The sequence below is a fragment of the Variovorax sp. J31P207 genome (genome assembly GCF_030316965.1).
GTDB classification, from domain to species: Bacteria; Pseudomonadota; Gammaproteobacteria; order Burkholderiales; family Burkholderiaceae_C; genus Variovorax; species Variovorax ginsengisoli_B.
This window is the reverse complement of sequence record NZ_JASZYN010000007.1, coordinates 408851-424715: the sequence shown is the minus strand read 5'-3', so window position 1 is coordinate 424715 and position 15865 is coordinate 408851. Positions and strand designations below refer to the sequence as shown.

Here is a 15865-nt window from a genome sequence, read left to right as displayed (position 1 = left end):
TGCACCGGCGGGCGAGCTACTTCGAGAGCATCCGCATCGCGTCTTCGAGGCCGCGCAAAGTCAGCGGGTACATCCGGTGCGACACCAGCTGCTGGATCACCGCGATGCTCTGGCGGTACTGCCAGACGCCCTGCGGCTCGGGGTTGATCCAGGCGAACTTCGGGAACGCGTGCGTGAGGCGCTGCATCCACTCGGCGCCGGCCTCCTCGTTGTTGTATTCGACGCTGCCGCCCGGCTGCAGGATCTCGTACGGGCTCATCGTGGCGTCGCCGACGAAGATCAGCTTGTAGTCCTTGTTGTACTTGCGGATGATGTCCCAGGTCGCGAACTTCTCGGAGAAGCGACGCCGGTTGTTCTTCCACATGAAGTCGTAGACGCAGTTGTGGAAGTAATAGAACTCGAGGTGCTTGAACTCGGTCTTGACGGCCGAGAACAGCTCCTCGACGCGCTGGATGTGCTCGTCCATCGTGCCGCCGACGTCCATCAGCAGCAGCACCTTGACGTTGTTGTGGCGCTCGGGCCGCATCTTGATGTCGAGGTAGCCGGCATTGGCCGCGGTCGAGTGGATGGTGTCGTCCAGGTCCAGTTCTTCCTCGTGGCCCTCGCGCGCGAACTTGCGCAGCCGGCGCAGCGCGATCTTGATGTTGCGGGTGCCGAGCTCCTGGCTGTCGTCGTAGTCCTTGTAGGCGCGCTGGTCCCAGACCTTGACCGCGCTCTTGTTCTTGCCGGCGCCGCCGATCCGCACGCCCTGCGGGTTGTAGCCGCCGTGGCCGAAGGGCGAGGTGCCGCCGGTGCCGATCCACTTGTTGCCGCCTTCGTGGCGTTCCTTCTGCTCTTCGAAGCGCTTCTTGAGCGTCTCCATGAGCTCGTCCCAGCCCATCTTCTCGATCTTGGCCTTTTCCTCGGCCGTGAACTCGCGCTCGAGCGTCTTGCGCAGCCAGTCGAGCGGCACTTCCTTGGTGAAGTCGGCCAGCATCTCGACGCCCTTGAAGTAGGCGGCGAAGGCGCGATCGAACTTGTCGTAGTGCTTCTCGTCCTTGACCAGCGCGGTGCGCGACAGGTAGTAGAAGTCGTCGAGGCCGTAGGCGCCATCGGAGTTGGGGCCGACCACGTCGGCTTGCAGCGCCTCGAGCAGGGTCAGGTATTCCTTGACCGATACCGGCAGCTTGGCCGAGCGCAAGGTGTAGAAGAAGTCGATCAGCATCGCGAATCACTCCTTGGAGGAAGAGGGCGCGGGGGTGCGCGGCTTGTCCAGCAGGTAGAGCAGCTGGGCCTTGACCTCGGGCCATTCGCCCGAGCGCAGGCTGTACATCACGGTGTCGCGGATGGTGCCGTCGCGGCGCAGCGCATGGCCGCGGATCACGCCGTCCTTGCGGGCGCCCAGCCGCTCGATCGCCTGCTGCGAGGCGTGGTTGAAGTTGTCGGTGCGCCAGCCCACCACGTGGCAGCCCAGGGCATCGAAGGCGTGCGACATCATCAGCAGCTTGCAGGTGGTGTTGACGTGGGTGCGCTGGCAGCGCCGGGCATACCAGGTGTAGCCGATCTCTACCCGCTTCACGGCGGGCAGGATGTCGTGGAAGCTGGTCGTGCCGAGCACGGTGCCGCTGGCTTCGTCGGTGACGGCGAAGGCGAAGCGGTTGCCGTCCTCGCGCATCTTCAGGGCCGCCTCGATGTAGCTGCGGGTGTTTTCGGGCTCGGGCACCGAGGTGACGCGGATGTTCCAGAGCTCGCCGTCGGCGGCGGCGGCGCGCAGGCCGTCCTCATGGTGCAGCGACAGCGGCACCAGCGCGATGCCGCGCGACTTGAGCGTGACAGGCTCGACGAATGCCATCCTCAACTCCTGGGATTGCCGTATTTGCGGATGTACCAGGCCCGCGCGAGCTGGGCGCCCCCGCCGCCGCCGAGGCCGATCAGCAAGATGCCGAAGATCGCATTGTTGGTGTAGCCGCCGGGGCCGAAGGCGTCCAGCCCGAGCAGGAGCCCGACCCAGCGGCCCAGCAGCGCGCCGGCGATGAACAGCACCGCCTGTGCCACGCCGAGCAGCATCAACTGCTTCGTCGGGTGCTTGCCGGGTCCACCGGGCGTTGCGCTCATCGGTTGTTGCGCTGCATGAACACGAGCTTCTCGAACAAGGTCACGTCCTGCTCGTTCTTGAGCAGCGCGCCGACCAGCGGCGGCACCGCGACCTTGTCGTCCTTGCTCTGCAGCGCCTCCAGCGGGATGTCCTCGGCCACCAGCAGCTTGAGCCAGTCGAGCAGCTCGGAGGTCGACGGCTTCTTCTTGAGGCCGGGCAGGTTGCGCACGTCGTAGAAGGTCTTCATCGCGGCCGTGAGCAGTTCCTGCTTGAGGCCGGGGAAGTGCACCGCGACGATGCTCTTCATGGTCTCGGCGTCGGGGAACTTGATGTAGTGGAAGAAGCAGCGGCGCAGGAAGGCGTCGGGCAGTTCCTTCTCGTTGTTGGAGGTGATGAACACCACCGGCCGGTGCTTGGCGCGGACCAGCTCGCGCGTCTCGTAGCAGTAGAACTCCATGCGGTCGATTTCGCGCAGCAGGTCGTTCGGGAATTCGATGTCGGCCTTGTCGATCTCGTCGATCAGGAGTGCGACCGGCTGCTCGGCCGTGAAGGCCTGCCAGAGCACGCCCTTGACGATGTAGTTGTGGATGTCCTTGACGCGCTCGTCGCCCAGTTGCGAATCGCGCAGCCGGCTCACGGCGTCGTATTCGTAGAGGCCCTGCTGCGCCTTGGTGGTCGACTTGATGTGCCACTGGAGCAGCGGCAGGTCGAGCGCCTGGGCCACTTCCTCGGCCAGCATGGTCTTGCCGGTGCCGGGCTCGCCCTTGACCAGCAGCGGGCGCTTGAGCGTGATGGCCGCGTTGACCGCGAGCATCAGATCCTGAGTGGCAACGTAGTTGTCTGAACCCTTGAATTTCATGGATGGGCTTGAAGCGGAGGGTGGTTGAAAGAACACAACATCGATTCTTCGTCCGCAGGGCTCGCGAAGAGCCCCCATATAATCAAATGTTGATTTGAAACAAGTTTCTCCACGAGATTGTGCGCGCAAAATGAACAAGCTGTTGACCACGATGTTTGCCCTTGCTGTCGCCTGCGTGACGGTCTCGGCCCAGGCCCAAAAGATCACGGGGAACGCTGAGGCCGGTGCCAAGAAGACCGCCATGTGCGTGGGCTGCCACGGCATCATCGGCTACCAGGCCAGCTTCCCCGAGATCCACAAGGTGCCGATGATCGCGGGGCAGAGCGCCACCTACATCGTCTCGGCGCTCACGCAGTACAAGGGCGGCGAGCGCAAGCACCCCACCATGCGCGCCATCGCCGACTCGCTGAGCGAGCAGGACATCGCCGATCTGGCGGCCTACTACAGCCAGCTCGGCCTGAAGGAAGGCGACGCCCCCCCGGCCACCGCCAAGGCCCCCAGCGACACCGTCCACGCGCTGATCTCGCGCGACAAGGACAACGCCTGCACCAAGTGCCACGGCGCCAATTTCAACACCCCCAACGACGGCACCGTGCCCAAGCTGGCGGGCCAGTACGCCGACTACCTCTACGTCGCCCTGAAGTCGTACAAGGTCCAGAACGCCCACCTGGGCCGCGCCAACGGCGTGATGGGCGGACAGGCCAAGAAGTACTCCAACAGCGAAATCAAGGAACTCGCCGCCTACATCAGCTCGCTGCCGGGCGAACTGAAGACGGTCCCGGAGTCGCGCTTCCACCACGCCGATTGAAGGCCCCCACGCTCCCCCACTTCGTGTGGGTCGCTGCCCCCCGAGGGGGCCGCAGGCCGCCTTGGGGCGGCCCGGCGCCGGCCTGAGCCGCGCCACCATGCAAAAAGCCCGCTTCGCGCGGGCTTTTTGCATGGTGGCGGCGTGTTTCAGTCCCGGGTGGCGCGGCGCTGGACGCAGGCCACGTAGGCCTCGCCGTCCGGTGGGCGGCCGGCGCGCTGGCTCTCCCACATCATCTGGCCCAGGCATTCCATCGCCTCGTGGTGGGCGTCGAGCAGCGAGTCGCGGCGCGCCGCCAGCAGCTCGACCGCCTGGCGGATGCCGCGCGGCTGGTCGATCGAGCACTGTTCGCTGATGGACAGGTGCATCGACAGGTGGAGGAAGGGGTTCTCGCGCCCGTCCTGCCCGTCGTAGACGCGGGCCACCGCGGCATCGGCATCGGCCAGGTCGGCATGGTATTCGGGGTGCTCGTCGATCCAGCGGCTGGCGATGATCTCGAGGGCTTCCATCGGCTCGCCGCGGCGGCTCTTGGCGAAGACGCTGCAAAAGAAGCGGCGCACTTCCTCTTGGGAGGGATTGAACATCCGCCAAGATTAGCACCGCCTCGCCGGCACGGCCCCGGACCGCTACATTTGCGAAGCCATGGACCGACTGGAAAACATCGAGACCTTCGTGCGCGTCGCCCAGACCCAGAGCTTCGCCGAGGCCGCGCGCCAGATGCGGGTGGCGAAGTCGGTCGTGACCAGCCGCGTGAAGCAGCTGGAAGACCATGTCGGCGCGCCGCTGTTCCACCGCAGCACGCGGGTGGTGCGGCTGAGCGATGTCGGCCAGGCCTTCCTGCGCGACTGCACCGAGCTGGTCGGGCGGGCCAACGACATCATGGACCAGATGCGCGACGCCCGGGCCGGGCCGACCGGCACCCTGCGCATCCATGCTCTGACCGGCTTCGTGCTGGGCCATTTCGCGACACTGCTGCGGGCTTTCCAGGTCAGCTTCCCGGACATCCATCTGGAGCTGATCGTCAGCGACGCGGTGGTCGACCCGGTCAAGGCCGGCGTCGATTGCGCGCTGCAGATCTTCCCGGCGGCTTCGACGGAGCTGGTGTCGCGCCCGCTGTTCCCGGTTCGCCGCGTGTTCTGCGCCACGCCCGAGTACCTGCGCAGCCACGGCACCCCGGAAGACCCGCGCGACCTGCACAAGCACACGCTCGGCCTCTATTCGGGCTACCCGACGCGCGACCGCTGGACCTTCCACCACGCGGGCGAGCAGGTCACGCTCTACATGAGCGCCGCGCTCCTGACCAACAGCGTCCACCTGCTGCGCGAGTACGCGATGGAGCACGCCGGCATCGTCTGCCTGCCGACGCTGGTGGCCGGCGATGCGATCCTGCGCGGCGACCTGCAGGTGGTGCTGGCCGAGCACCAGCTGTCGTCGTTCTCGCTGAACGCGGTCTACGCAGGCACCTCGCGCAATGCGTTCAAGCTCAGGCTCTTCATCGAGCACCTCACCGCCGCCTTCACGCGAGTGCCGCCGTGGGACGCGGCCATGATCGACCGCGGCCTGCTGCCGGCCACGCTGATCGCGGACCCCTGAAAGGTCCAGCCCATGAACGACACCCCGACACCGCCCGAACCCGACGCCACGCCCCGGCCTGAACCGCGCGCCCGCACGCCGCTGCCGGCGGGCTACCGCGAAGGCATCATCACTGCGATCACGGTGATCATCGGCTTCTCGCTCTCCTTCGTGCGCTACTGGGCCTTCGAGGCGCCGGGCGACTGGACGGCGCGCTCCGTGGTGGCGCTGGTGGCGCTGCTGATCCCGATCGCGGCCGAGATCTACACGCTCTACCGTGCGCTGCTGGTCGAGGATGACGACGAAGCGACCTACAGGACCACCGTGAAGTGGTTCATCGGCTCGGTTTGCGGCATGCTGGTCTCGGTGTCGCTGGCGGCGATCGTCCTGTCGGGCAGGCCCTGACGCCGGGGCCGCTGGGCCCGGGTAAACCCTGCGGATTGACCGGATTCGCCGAACAATGCGGACCGGATTTGAGGCCTACCGGAGTCGCCCTCCGTTTCCTAAAGTGCAGACACCGCAGTCCACCGCTGCACCTTCCGGCACCTGAGGAGACAACCCATGACCGCTGCCTACCAGACCCGCTTCGGGTCGCTGAAGAACTACCAGAAGGGCCACGTCGAGCCGATCGCCGACGACGTCCGCCACTACGCGTTCTCGAACTGCTTCGACATCGCGAGCAAGAGCAAGCCTTATGAAAAGGTGGTGTTCGGCCAGAACCAGATCTACGTGCTGGAGACGCTGCGCGCCGAAGGCAGTTCGCCCTGGTACACCAGCGCCCACGACGAGTTCGCGCTGGTGATGGACGGCGAGATCGAGATCCACCTGGTCAAGCTCGATCCGAGCCAGGCCGTGGCCGACTCGGAGAAGAACGGCGCCGTGCTCGTCAAGGGCGAACCGAAGGGCCCGAAGATGGGCTGGATGAAGCTCTCGCGCGGCCACCAGGGGCTGCTGCCGAAGAACACCGCCTACCAGTTCCGCAGCGCCGGCGAGCCCGGCGTGATCGTGCTGCAGACCTGCAAGGGCGATCTCTCGGTCGAGAAGTGGGCCGACATCTGCCAGACGCACTGAGACATCGAGGAGCACCGCCATGAACGCACCCGCAGAACTCGCCAAGGTCATCGCGTCGCAACCCGACGCCACGCTCGGCTACAAGGATTTCTCGCTCGGCAGCTTCGGCTTCCGCCGCGACGAGTACTTCGCCCACATCACCTGGAAGACCCGCGACGGCCGGCCGATGAGCCACACGATGGACATCGGCAACTACCTGCGCGCCCTGATGCGCGACGTCGCCTGGGGCTTCTTCTACGGCTGGGTCAACTTCGACGACGTGGTCGGCACGGTCAACCACTACCAGTCGGTCGACCTCTACGCCGGCAGCTTCAACGGCACCATGAAGGACGCCGGCATCGACCTGCTGGAGAACTTCCCGACCGCCCAGATCCGCGCCACCTTCGAGGCCATGCTCGACGACTGGACCAACGAGAGCTTCGACCCGTTCTCCGCGCCGCAGGAAACCGGCTCGCCCTACGGCCGCAAGAGCGGCAACAACACGGCCAAGATCACCCGGGCACGCGAGCTGGCGACGCGCTGCGTCGGCCTCAAGGGCGACCTCGACCTGCGCAGCGACGAGCGCGGCGCGCCGGTCAACCGCGCCTTCGCCGACGTGCCGCAGGGCCAGCCCGAACTGCATCCGGAGCCAGGCTTCGAGAACGAAGTCCACGCCTTCAATCTCTTCGGCTTCCTGAGCCGCTCGCAGGTCACCTGGAACCCGAGCTTCACCTCGGTCGTGAAGCACAGCTACATGTGCCCGACCACCGAGGAGCACATCCTGCCGATCATCCACGGCAACGACCGGGTCGAATGGTTCTTCCAGATGACCGACGAGATCCACTGGGATTGCGGCGACAAGAACACCGGCCGGCCGATGGCCCGCGTGATCATGAAGGCCGGCGACATGGCCGCCATGCCGGCCTATTGCCGGCACCAGGGCTTCAGCCCGAAGCGCTCGATGCTGCTGGTCTGGGAGAACGGCTCGCCGAGTCTGGTCTACGAGATCCAGAAGGGCGAGAGCCCGGAAATCCCGGTCCAGTTCTAGGACGGATACCGAGGCCGCGCGGAAGACCGCGCGGCGCTCGCAGCGAAGCGACCTGAATCCGGCAGCCCCAACCGGCTGCGCCGGTGCGCCCTCACGTCAGCAGCGAAGAAGGAGACTCACCATGGCACTCACCCGTCAAACCATGACCGACGAGCAACGTAAGTCGGTGGCGCTCGAATACCTCAAGGCCTACGACAACGGCGGCGTCACCTCCAGCGGCGGCTCGATCCTCGATCTGTTCGCCGACGACGCCCAGGTGTACTTCCCCAAGTGGGGACTGGCGACCGGCAAGGCGCAGATCGGCCAGCTGTTCGGCGACGTCGGCAGCCGCGGCAAGTCGATCCGCCACGACTACGCGGGCTTCAACTGGATCTTCTCGGGCGGCGACCTGTTCGCCTGCGAAGGCACCAGCTTCGGCGAGCACGCGGATGGCCCGTGGCGCGCCGGCGTGCCCGAATGGGGCGCGGGCCGCTGGTGCGACGTCTTCGAGATCCGCGACTGGCTGATCCAGCGCTGCTTCATCTACCTCGACCCGGACTACGCGGGCAAGGACACCGCCCGCTACCCCTGGCTCACCAAGTGAATCATCCCATGACCCTCGCAGACATCCAGCAGGCCGCCGGCCTGAAGACGCCGATCCGCCACCAGCTCTTCATCGACGGCCGCTTCGTCGATGCCGAGTCGGGCGAGACGCTGGCGACCTTGAACCCGCACGACAACTCGACCATCGCCGAGGTCGCGCTGGCCGGCAAGGCCGACGTCGACCGCGCCGTGGCCGCCGCGAAGCGCGCCTTCCCAGCCTGGAGCCGCATGGCGGCGGCCGATCGCGGGCGCATCCTGCTCCGGCTGGCCGACTTGATCGAGGCCAACGGCGAAGAGCTCGCGCGCCTCGAGTCGCTCGACACCGGCCATCCGATCCGCGATTCGCGCAAGCTCGACGTGCCGCGCACCGCCGCCTGCTTCCGCTACTTCGGCGGCATGGCCGACAAGTTCCAGGGCGAGACGATTCCGGTCGAGGCGGGCTTCCTCAACTACACGCTGCGCGAGCCGGTCGGCGTCGTCGGCCAGATCGTGCCGTGGAATTTCCCGCTGATGTTCACCAGCTGGAAGATGGCGCCGGCGCTCGCGGCCGGCAACTGCATCGTGATGAAACCGGCCGAGATCACGCCGCTGAGCTCACTCAAGATCGTCGAGCTGATGGCCGAGGCCGGCATGCCCGATGGCGTGGTCAACATGGTGCCGGGGCTGGGCAGCGTGGTCGGCCAGTACATCGCCGAGCATCCGGAGATCGCCAAGGTCGCCTTCACCGGCAGCACCGCGACCGGCAAGCGCGTGGTGCAGGCGAGCGCGGGCAACCTCAAGAAGGTGCAGCTGGAGCTGGGCGGCAAGGGACCGAACATCGTGTTCGAGGACGCCTTCCTGCCCGCCGCGGTCAACGGCAGCGCCTGGGCCGTCTTCCACAACCAGGGCCAGGCCTGCATTGCCGGTTCGCGGCTGATGCTGCACGAGAAGATCGCCGACGCCTTCCTGGACCAGTTCATCCCGCTGGCGCAGTCGATCCGGCTCGGCAACCCGCTCGACGATGCGACCGAGATGGGGCCGCTCACGAGCGCGCAGCACCGGGAGCGCGTGCTGGGCTACGTCGAGGTCGCCAAGGGCGAGGGCGGCGAAGTGCTGGCTGGCGGCCGCTCGCCGGGCGGCGATCTGGCGCGCGGCTGCTATGTCGAGCCCACCATCGTGCGCGCCCGCTCGTACCGCGACCGCGTCGCGCAGGAAGAAGTCTTCGGCCCCTTCGTCACGGTGCTGACCTTCAAGAGCGACGAGGAGGCGATGGAGATCGCCAACGGCACCGACTACGGCCTGGGCAGCGGCCTGTGGACCCGCGACCTGCAGCGCGCCCACCGCGTGGCGCGCGACCTGCACGCCGGCATGGTCTGGGTCAACAGCTACAAGCGCGTGAACCCTGGCTCGCCCTTCGGCGGCGTCGGCCAGAGCGGCTACGGCCGCGAGATGGGCTTCGACGCGATGCGCGAGTACACGCAGGTCAAGAGCGTGTGGATCAATGTCGATGCCCAGATCCCGCCTCATTTTGTGCGCTGAAGACAACAACGAAAGGAGACTTCCATGACCCTCAATCGCAGACAGTTCACCCAGGCCGCGGCCGCCCTGGCCGCCGGCGGGGCGACGCCGCTGGTGTTCGCGGCCGACACGCTGAAGATCGGCTACGTCTCGCCCCAGACCGGGCCGCTGGCGCCCTTCGGCGAGGCCGACAAGTGGGTCATCGACCAGATGAAGACTGCCTTCAAGGACGGCATCGCCGTCGGCGGCAGGAAGTACGCGGTGCAGATCGTGCTGAAGGACAGCCAGTCGAATCCGAACCGCGCCGGCGAAGTCGCCAACGACCTGATCCTGAAAGAAAAGGTGGCGCTGGTGCTGACCGCCGGCACCCCCGAGACCGCCAACCCGGTCAGCGATGCCTGCGAGCTGAACGAGCTGCCCTGCATCTCGAGCGTGGTGCCGTGGCAGCCCTGGTTCTTCGGCCGCAAGGGCGATCCGGCCAAGGGCTTCAACTGGACCTACCACCTGTTCTGGGGGCTGGAAGACGTCATCGCCAACTTCACCAGCGGCTGGAAGACCCTGCCGACCAACAAGAAGGTCGGCGGCCTGTTCCCCAACGACGGCGACGGCAATGCCTGGGGCGACAAGGAGCTCGGTTTTCCGAAGCCGCTCTCGCAGATGGGCTTCACGCTGGTCGATCCGGGCCGCTTCCAGAACGGCACGCAGGACTTCAGCGCCCAGATCGCGGCCTTCAAGAAGGACGGCGTGGAGATCGTCACCGGCGTCGTCATTCCGCCCGACGCCAAGACCTTCCTGACGCAGGCGCGCCAGCAGGGCCTGCGGCCGAAGATCATCACGCTGGGCAAGGCGCTGCTGTTCCCGGGGGCGATCGACGCGCTCGGCGATCTGGGCGACGGGCTGTCGACCGAGGTCTGGTGGAGTCCCTCGCATCCGTTCACGTCGAGCCTGACGAAGCAGAGCGCGCAATCGCTGGCCGAGGCCTACGAGGCCGGCGCGAAGAAGCAGTGGACGCAGCCGATCGGCTTTGCGCATGCGCTGTTCGAAGTGGCGGCCGATGCCTTGTCGCGTGCCAAGTCGCCCAAGGCCGCCGACGTGCGCGACGCCGTGGCCGCGACCTCGCTGGCGACCGTGGTCGGGCCGGTCAAGTGGGGCGGACAGGGCCCCTTCCGCAACGTCAGCAAGACGCCGCTGGTGCTGGGCCAATGGGGCAAGGGCAAGAAGTACAAGTACGAGCTGACCATCGTGAACAACGAGGCGGCGCCCGCCATCCCGGTCGGCGGCGCGCTGCGCCCCATGCCCGCGTAGCCCCATGACGCTGCTCGCCCTCCATGCCGTCAGCAAGTCCTACGGCGCGCTCAAGGTCACGGACGCCATCACGCTCGCCGTGGCAGAGGGCGAGACGCTGGGCATCCTCGGGCCGAACGGTGCCGGCAAGACCACGCTGTTCAACCTGATCTCGGGCGACGTGCGGGTGGATGCGGGCCGGGTCGAGTACGCGGGGCGCGACGTGACCGGGCTCAAGCCGCACCAGCGCTGCCATGCGGGCATCGGGCGCAGCTACCAGGTGCCGCAGCCCTTCGGCCACATGAGCGTGTTCGAGAACCTCGTCACCGCCGCCTGCTTCGGCGCCCGCGAGCGAGAGCAGGAGGCCTGGCAGACCGCGCACGAGGTGCTGGCGCAGACCGGGCTGCTGGCGCGCGCCAACCAGCCGGCGGGCGGCCTCACGCTGCTCGACCGCAAGCGGCTCGAGCTGGCGCGGGCGCTGGCGACCCGGCCGAAGCTGCTGCTGCTCGACGAGATCGCCGGCGGCCTGACCGAGCCCGAGGCGCGGCAGCTGGTCGAGGAGCTGAAGCAGATCAAGGCGCGCGGCGTCACCATGATCTGGATCGAGCACGTGGTGCATGCGCTGCTGTCGCTGGCCGACCGGCTGTTCGTCATCAACTTCGGGCAGAAGCTGGCCGAGGGCGAGCCGCGCGCCGTGATGGACGACCCCGAGGTGCGGCGGGTATACATGGGGATGGAAGGATGACGACCCTTCTTTCGACCGAGGGCCTGCAGGCCTTCTACGGCGACGCGCAGGCCTTGTTCGGCATCGACTTCGAGCTGCAGGCCGGCGAGCTGCTGGCGATCATCGGTGCCAACGGCGCCGGCAAGTCGACCTTCCTGAAATGCCTGACCGGCCTGGTGCGCACGCCGCGCGAGGCGGTTCGCTTCAAGGGCGAGGCCATCGGCGGCCTCGCACCCGGGGAGATCGTGCGGCGCGGCCTGGCGATGGTGCCCGAGGGCCGGCGGCTGTTTCCCAGCCTCAGCGTCCAGGAGAACCTGCTGATGGGCGCCGCCAGCGGGCGCAGCGGCCCCTGGAACCTGGCGCGGCTTTACGAGATGTTCCCGATCCTGGCGCAGAAGCGCCACGAGCCCGGCACCTCGCTGTCGGGCGGCCAGCAGCAGATGGTGGCGCTGGGCCGCGCGCTGATGAGCAACCCCGAGCTGCTGCTGTGCGACGAGCTGTCGCTCGGCCTGGCGCCGATCGTGATCCGCGAGATCTACGCCGCCATGCCGCGCATCACGGCCGAGGGCATGACGGTGGTGATCGTCGAGCAGGACGTCGGCATGGCGCAGCAGGTCTCGCAGCGCGTCTACTGCCTGCAGGAAGGGCGGGTGTCGCTCACCGGGCGGTCCAGCGAGCTCACCCGCGCGCAGATCTCGCAGGCTTACTTCGGCCTCGAGGCACGTGCGGAGGAAGGGGCGGCGCCATGATCGAGACCCTGCTCCAGGGCCTGCTGCTCGGCGGCCTCTACACCCTGTTCGCGCTCGGCCTGTCGCTGATGTTCGGCGTCATGCGGCTGACCAACGTCGCCCAGGGCGACTTCATCATCCTGGCCGCTTTCGCCGCCATCGCCGGCGTGTCGCTCACCGGCAGCGCGCCGCTGTGGGTGGTGCTGGCGGTGCTGCCGATCGCCTTCTGCTTCGGCTACCTGCTGCAGCGCCACGTGCTCAACCGCACGCTGGGCAAGGACCCGCTGCCCTCGCTGGTCGTGACCTTCGGCCTCTCGATCGTGATCCAGAACCTGCTGCTGGAGCTGTTCTCGGCCGATCCGCGCTCGATCGAGATCGGCCCGCTGGCCACCGAGTCCGTGCGGATCGGCGATTCGCTGGCGCTCGGCCTGCTGCCGCTGGTCATCCTGGCGGTCGCGCTGGCGGCGACCGCCGCCATGCAGTGGATGTTCGCGCACACCCCGCTGGGGCGGACCTTCCGCGCCGTCTCCGACGATCGCGAGATCGCCGAGCTGATGGGGCTGAAGGCCAACCAGGTCTACGCGCTGGCCACCGGCATCGCCTTCGTGCTGATCGCGATCGCCGGCGCCCTGCAGGGCATGCGCACCACGGTCTCGCCCTCGGACGGGCCGCTGCTGCTGCTGTTCGCCTTCGAGGCCGTGATCATCGGCGGCATGGGCTCGTTCTGGGGCACGCTGGCCGGCGCCATGATCCTCGGCCTGGCGCAGCAGATCGGCTTCCGGCTCGATCCGGGCTGGGGCATCTGGGTCGGCCACCTGGTGTTCCTGGCGGTGCTGGTGCTGCGGCCGCAGGGACTGTTCCCCAAGACGCGCGGCTGAGGCCGCATGAGATGGACCCGTTCATGAACAACCCTCCGACCTTCGACGTGGTGCGCGGCACAGCCGCCAGCCGCTCTCTGCTGTGGGTCGCCGCCGTGCTGGTGATCGGCGCCGCCACGCTGCCGTTCTGGGGCGAATCGAGCTGGATGCGCGAATTCGTCGAGATCGCCTGCTACTTCATCTTCGCGATGATGTGGAACCTGCTGGCCGGCTACGGCGGCATGGTGAGCATCGGGCAGCAGGCCTTCTTCGGCTTCGGCGGCTACGTGATGCTGATGCTGGGCAACTTCGCGGGCATCAACCCCTTCGTCGCGATTCCGCTCGGTGCGCTGGCGGCCGGGCTGGTGGCGGTGCCGGTCTCCTTCGTCGCCTTCCGGCTGGCGGGCGGCTACTTCGCGATCGGCACCTGGGTGATCGCCGAAGTATTCCGGCTCAGCTTCGCCAACGTGTCGGCGGTGGGCGGCGGCTCGGGCACCTCGCTCACCGCGCTGCGCGGCATCGACAAGGCGACCCGCGAGAGCACCACCTACTGGATGGCGCTGGCCTGCGTGGTGGCGGCGATCGCGCTGGTCTACCTGTTCCTGCGCAGCAAGCGCGGGCTGGCGCTGCTGGCGATCCGCGACAACGAGGTCGCGGCCGAGTCGCAGGGCATTCCGGTGGCGCGCATGAAGCTCGCGGTGTACGTGGTCGCGGCCTTCGGCGCCGGCCTGGCGGGGGCGCTCTATTTCGTCGGCAACCTGCGCATCAGCCCCGATGCCGCCTTCAGCGTCAACTGGACCGCCTTCGCGATCTTCATGGTGGTGATCGGCGGCATCGGCCGGATCGAGGGGCCGCTGGTGGGGGCCCTCATCTTCTGGGCGCTGAACAAGTTCCTGAGCGACTACGGCACCTGGTACCTGCTCGGGCTGGGCCTGCTGGCGATCGTCGTCACCATCTTCTTCAAGCAGGGCCTGTGGGGCTATGCGCAGCAGCGCTGGGGTTGGTCGCTGTTCCCGACCCAGCGGCGGCTGGCAGTGCATGATGCGCCGGTCCCGAAGCGTTCGATGCCCGTCAGACGTCCCACCGACCTGGAGCTCCATCCCCATGCGAAACATCAATGAACACACCATCACGGCCGCCGTGCTCGAGCGCATGGCGGACTGCGAGAACCCCCGGCTGAAGGAGATCATGTCGGCGCTGGTGCGCCACATGCACGACTTCGCCCGCGAGGTGAAGCTCACCGAGGCCGAGTGGGCCGCCGGCATCGAGTTCCTGACCGCGACCGGGCAGAAGTGCGATGGCAAGCGGCAGGAGTTCATCCTGCTGTCCGACACGCTGGGCCTGTCGATGCTGACCGTGGCCATGAACCATGCCAAGAGCGCCCAGGCCACCGAGGCCACCGTGTTCGGCCCCTTCCACGTCCAGGGCGCGCCCCGGCTTCCGCTCGGCGGCGACATCTCGGGCGGCGCCGCCGGCGAGCCGCTGTTCGTGCGGGCCGTGGTGCGCGGGCGCGACGGCGAGCCGGTGGCCGATGCCGAGGTCGATGTCTGGGAGGCCGACGCCGAAGGCTTCTACGACGTCCAGCGGACGGGCCTCGACCGGCCGCAGGGCCGCGCCGTCTTCCGCACCGATGCCGAGGGCCGGCTGTGGTTCCGCGGCGTGATGCCGGTGGCCTATCCGATCCCCACCGATGGCCCGGTCGGCGTGATGCTGCGGGCCACCAAGCGCCATCCGTGGCGCCCCGCGCATGTCCACTTCATGATCCAGGCGCCGGGCTACGAAACGCTGATCACGCACGTGTTCCGCGACGGCGACCGCTACCTCGACAGCGATGCCGTGTTCGGCGTGCGCAGCTCGCTGATCGGCGACTTCGCCTCGCCCCCGGCCGGCGCCTCGCCTGACGGCAGCGTGCTGTCGACGCCGTTCCACACGCTGAATTTCGACTTCGTGCTGGAGCCCGCGGCGGTGGCCGGGTGAATGGCCATAATGGACCGATGCAAAGTCCTGGCTCGTCGCACCCTTCGTCCGAGGCGCTCGCGCCGCACACGCCGCTGCCGGCCTACTACGCCGACGAGGCGGAGCACGAGCAGTTCCTGCGCCGAATCTTCGACGACACCGCGCCCGACTACGACCGGATCGAACGGGTGCTCGCCTTCGGCTCGGGCCCCTGGTATCGGCGCTCGGCGCTGCAGCGCGGCGGCCTCGCGGCCGGCGCACAGGTGCTCGACGTCGGCATCGGCACCGGGCTGGTGGCGCGCGAGGCGCTGGCGCTGATCGGCCCAGAGGGGCAGCTGGTCGGCGTCGACCCGAGCCCCGGGATGATGGGCCAGGTGGCGCTGCCGGGCGTGACGCTGGTGCGCGGCCGGGCCGAGGCGCTGCCGCGGTCCGATGCCAGCAGCGACTTCGTCAGCATGGGCTATGCGCTGCGCCACATCGCCGATGTGAATGCCGCCTTCGCCGAATTCTTCCGGGTGCTGCGCCCGGGCGGCCGGTTGCTGGTGCTCGAGATCACCAAGCCCTCGGGCCGGGTCGGAACGGCCGTGCTCAAGGGCTACATGCGCGGCGTGGTGCCGCTGATCGCCAAGGTGGTGGCGCGCGGGCAGGACACGGCCGAACTGTGGCGCTACTACTGGGACACGATCGAGGCCTGCATTGCGCCGGAATCGGTGCTGGCCGCGCTGCGCGCCGCCGGTTTCGAGGACGTCAAGCGACACGTCGAACTCGGCATTTTTTCCGAGTACAGCGCATTCAAGCCGGCTTGAGCCAGCGCCGTCGGGCGCAGGTG

19 protein-coding genes are annotated in these 15865 nt (G+C 67.8%); 14 read left to right on the top strand and 5 right to left on the bottom strand.

Annotation, left to right across the window (positions count from 1 at the left end):
• Window positions 1-16: 16 nt before the first annotated feature.
• Genes QTI68_RS25120 through QTI68_RS25105 form a run of 4 tightly spaced genes read right to left on the bottom strand, consistent with a single transcriptional unit; the run spans window position 17 to window position 2933 of the window.
• Window positions 17-1204, bottom strand: a complete 1188-nt coding sequence (locus tag QTI68_RS25120; RefSeq protein WP_286525477.1) for a vWA domain-containing protein — start codon at window positions 1202-1204, stop codon at window positions 17-19.
• Between the two features lie 6 nt (window positions 1205-1210).
• On the bottom strand, window positions 1211-1831 hold the full coding sequence (locus QTI68_RS25115; protein WP_286525476.1) for a GNAT family N-acetyltransferase: 621 nt from the start codon (window positions 1829-1831) through the stop codon (window positions 1211-1213).
• 2 nt (window positions 1832-1833) lie between these two features.
• Window positions 1834-2094: a hypothetical protein gene (locus QTI68_RS25110; RefSeq protein WP_286525475.1), complete on the bottom strand. Its 261-nt coding sequence runs from the start codon at window positions 2092-2094 to the stop codon at window positions 1834-1836.
• Complete coding sequence (locus QTI68_RS25105) at window positions 2091-2933, bottom strand: AAA family ATPase (RefSeq protein ID WP_286525473.1); 843 nt, start codon at window positions 2931-2933, stop codon at window positions 2091-2093. Before QTI68_RS25105 ends, QTI68_RS25110 begins: the two co-directional genes overlap by 4 nt.
• Window positions 2934-3063: 130 nt before the next feature.
• Between QTI68_RS25105 and QTI68_RS25100 the strand changes: the two genes are divergently transcribed.
• Window positions 3064-3741, top strand: coding sequence for a c-type cytochrome (locus tag QTI68_RS25100; RefSeq protein ID WP_286525470.1), 678 nt, complete (start codon window positions 3064-3066; stop codon window positions 3739-3741).
• Between the two features lie 146 nt (window positions 3742-3887).
• Here the strand turns inward: QTI68_RS25100 and QTI68_RS25095 are convergent, their stop codons facing one another.
• On the bottom strand, window positions 3888-4322 hold the full coding sequence (locus QTI68_RS25095; protein ID WP_286525469.1) for a DUF1841 family protein: 435 nt from the start codon (window positions 4320-4322) through the stop codon (window positions 3888-3890).
• Window positions 4323-4380: 58 nt separating this feature from the next.
• Between QTI68_RS25095 and QTI68_RS25090 the strand changes: the two genes are divergently transcribed.
• The 13 genes from QTI68_RS25090 to QTI68_RS25030 all read left to right on the top strand — a co-directional run bounded on the left by QTI68_RS25090 (window position 4381) and on the right by QTI68_RS25030 (window position 15842).
• Window positions 4381-5331 carry a LysR family transcriptional regulator gene (locus QTI68_RS25090; protein WP_286525468.1) on the top strand — a complete coding sequence of 317 codons (951 nt, stop codon included), beginning with the start codon at window positions 4381-4383 and terminating at the stop codon, window positions 5329-5331.
• A 12-nt stretch (window positions 5332-5343) separates the two neighbouring features.
• The gene (locus QTI68_RS25085; RefSeq protein WP_286525465.1) at window positions 5344-5715 is read left to right on the top strand and encodes a hypothetical protein; all 372 of its coding nucleotides are present in this window, start codon (window positions 5344-5346) and stop codon (window positions 5713-5715) included.
• A 156-nt stretch (window positions 5716-5871) separates the two neighbouring features.
• Window positions 5872-6381: a cupin domain-containing protein gene (locus QTI68_RS25080; protein WP_286525464.1), complete on the top strand. Its 510-nt coding sequence runs from the start codon at window positions 5872-5874 to the stop codon at window positions 6379-6381.
• A gap of 19 nt (window positions 6382-6400) precedes the next feature.
• On the top strand, window positions 6401-7408 hold the full coding sequence (locus QTI68_RS25075; RefSeq protein ID WP_286525463.1) for a hydroxyquinol 1,2-dioxygenase: 1008 nt from the start codon (window positions 6401-6403) through the stop codon (window positions 7406-7408).
• A gap of 121 nt (window positions 7409-7529) precedes the next feature.
• On the top strand, window positions 7530-7991 hold the full coding sequence (locus QTI68_RS25070; protein WP_286525461.1) for a nuclear transport factor 2 family protein: 462 nt from the start codon (window positions 7530-7532) through the stop codon (window positions 7989-7991).
• Between the two features lie 53 nt (window positions 7992-8044).
• Complete coding sequence (locus QTI68_RS25065) at window positions 8045-9508, top strand: aldehyde dehydrogenase family protein (protein WP_286525584.1); 1464 nt, start codon at window positions 8045-8047, stop codon at window positions 9506-9508.
• A 24-nt stretch (window positions 9509-9532) separates the two neighbouring features.
• Window positions 9533-10792, top strand: coding sequence for an ABC transporter substrate-binding protein (locus QTI68_RS25060; RefSeq protein WP_286525459.1), 1260 nt, complete (start codon window positions 9533-9535; stop codon window positions 10790-10792).
• A 4-nt stretch (window positions 10793-10796) separates the two neighbouring features.
• Window positions 10797-11516 (top strand): ABC transporter ATP-binding protein, encoded by a 720-nt coding sequence (locus QTI68_RS25055; protein ID WP_286525458.1) that lies wholly within the window; start codon window positions 10797-10799, stop codon window positions 11514-11516.
• Window positions 11513-12244, top strand: a complete 732-nt coding sequence (locus tag QTI68_RS25050; protein ID WP_286525457.1) for an ABC transporter ATP-binding protein — start codon at window positions 11513-11515, stop codon at window positions 12242-12244. Before QTI68_RS25055 ends, QTI68_RS25050 begins: the two co-directional genes overlap by 4 nt.
• Window positions 12241-13101 (top strand): branched-chain amino acid ABC transporter permease, encoded by an 861-nt coding sequence (locus QTI68_RS25045; RefSeq protein WP_286525455.1) that lies wholly within the window; start codon window positions 12241-12243, stop codon window positions 13099-13101. Before QTI68_RS25050 ends, QTI68_RS25045 begins: the two co-directional genes overlap by 4 nt.
• A gap of 23 nt (window positions 13102-13124) precedes the next feature.
• Window positions 13125-14201 (top strand): branched-chain amino acid ABC transporter permease, encoded by a 1077-nt coding sequence (locus QTI68_RS25040; RefSeq protein ID WP_286525452.1) that lies wholly within the window; start codon window positions 13125-13127, stop codon window positions 14199-14201.
• Complete coding sequence (locus QTI68_RS25035) at window positions 14185-15057, top strand: intradiol ring-cleavage dioxygenase (protein ID WP_286525451.1); 873 nt, start codon at window positions 14185-14187, stop codon at window positions 15055-15057. The genes QTI68_RS25040 and QTI68_RS25035 overlap by 17 nt, the downstream gene beginning before the upstream one ends.
• 17 nt (window positions 15058-15074) lie before the next feature.
• Window positions 15075-15842, top strand: a complete 768-nt coding sequence (locus QTI68_RS25030) for a class I SAM-dependent methyltransferase (RefSeq protein WP_286525449.1) — start codon at window positions 15075-15077, stop codon at window positions 15840-15842.
• Window positions 15843-15865: the final 23 nt, after the last annotated feature.

What these genes read in the sequence shown, in the direction of transcription:
- QTI68_RS25120 (WP_286525477.1), bottom strand. Translation starts at nt 1,204, where the DNA reads ATGCTGATCGACTTCTTCTACACCTTGCGCTCGGCCAAGCTGCCGGTA.
- QTI68_RS25115 (WP_286525476.1), bottom strand. Translation starts at nt 1,831, where the DNA reads ATGGCATTCGTCGAGCCTGTCACGCTCAAGTCGCGCGGCATCGCGCTG.
- QTI68_RS25110 (WP_286525475.1), bottom strand. Translation starts at nt 2,094, where the DNA reads ATGAGCGCAACGCCCGGTGGACCCGGCAAGCACCCGACGAAGCAGTTG.
- QTI68_RS25105 (WP_286525473.1), bottom strand. Translation starts at nt 2,933, where the DNA reads ATGAAATTCAAGGGTTCAGACAACTACGTTGCCACTCAGGATCTGATG.
- QTI68_RS25100 (WP_286525470.1), top strand. Translation starts at nt 3,064, where the DNA reads ATGAACAAGCTGTTGACCACGATGTTTGCCCTTGCTGTCGCCTGCGTG.
- QTI68_RS25095 (WP_286525469.1), bottom strand. Translation starts at nt 4,322, where the DNA reads ATGTTCAATCCCTCCCAAGAGGAAGTGCGCCGCTTCTTTTGCAGCGTC.
- QTI68_RS25090 (WP_286525468.1), top strand. Translation starts at nt 4,381, where the DNA reads ATGGACCGACTGGAAAACATCGAGACCTTCGTGCGCGTCGCCCAGACC.
- QTI68_RS25085 (WP_286525465.1), top strand. Translation starts at nt 5,344, where the DNA reads ATGAACGACACCCCGACACCGCCCGAACCCGACGCCACGCCCCGGCCT.
- QTI68_RS25080 (WP_286525464.1), top strand. Translation starts at nt 5,872, where the DNA reads ATGACCGCTGCCTACCAGACCCGCTTCGGGTCGCTGAAGAACTACCAG.
- QTI68_RS25075 (WP_286525463.1), top strand. Translation starts at nt 6,401, where the DNA reads ATGAACGCACCCGCAGAACTCGCCAAGGTCATCGCGTCGCAACCCGAC.
- QTI68_RS25070 (WP_286525461.1), top strand. Translation starts at nt 7,530, where the DNA reads ATGGCACTCACCCGTCAAACCATGACCGACGAGCAACGTAAGTCGGTG.
- QTI68_RS25060 (WP_286525459.1), top strand. Translation starts at nt 9,533, where the DNA reads ATGACCCTCAATCGCAGACAGTTCACCCAGGCCGCGGCCGCCCTGGCC.
- QTI68_RS25055 (WP_286525458.1), top strand. Translation starts at nt 10,797, where the DNA reads ATGACGCTGCTCGCCCTCCATGCCGTCAGCAAGTCCTACGGCGCGCTC.
- QTI68_RS25050 (WP_286525457.1), top strand. Translation starts at nt 11,513, where the DNA reads ATGACGACCCTTCTTTCGACCGAGGGCCTGCAGGCCTTCTACGGCGAC.
- QTI68_RS25045 (WP_286525455.1), top strand. Translation starts at nt 12,241, where the DNA reads ATGATCGAGACCCTGCTCCAGGGCCTGCTGCTCGGCGGCCTCTACACC.
- QTI68_RS25040 (WP_286525452.1), top strand. Translation starts at nt 13,125, where the DNA reads ATGAACAACCCTCCGACCTTCGACGTGGTGCGCGGCACAGCCGCCAGC.
- QTI68_RS25035 (WP_286525451.1), top strand. Translation starts at nt 14,185, where the DNA reads ATGCGAAACATCAATGAACACACCATCACGGCCGCCGTGCTCGAGCGC.
- QTI68_RS25030 (WP_286525449.1), top strand. Translation starts at nt 15,075, where the DNA reads ATGCAAAGTCCTGGCTCGTCGCACCCTTCGTCCGAGGCGCTCGCGCCG.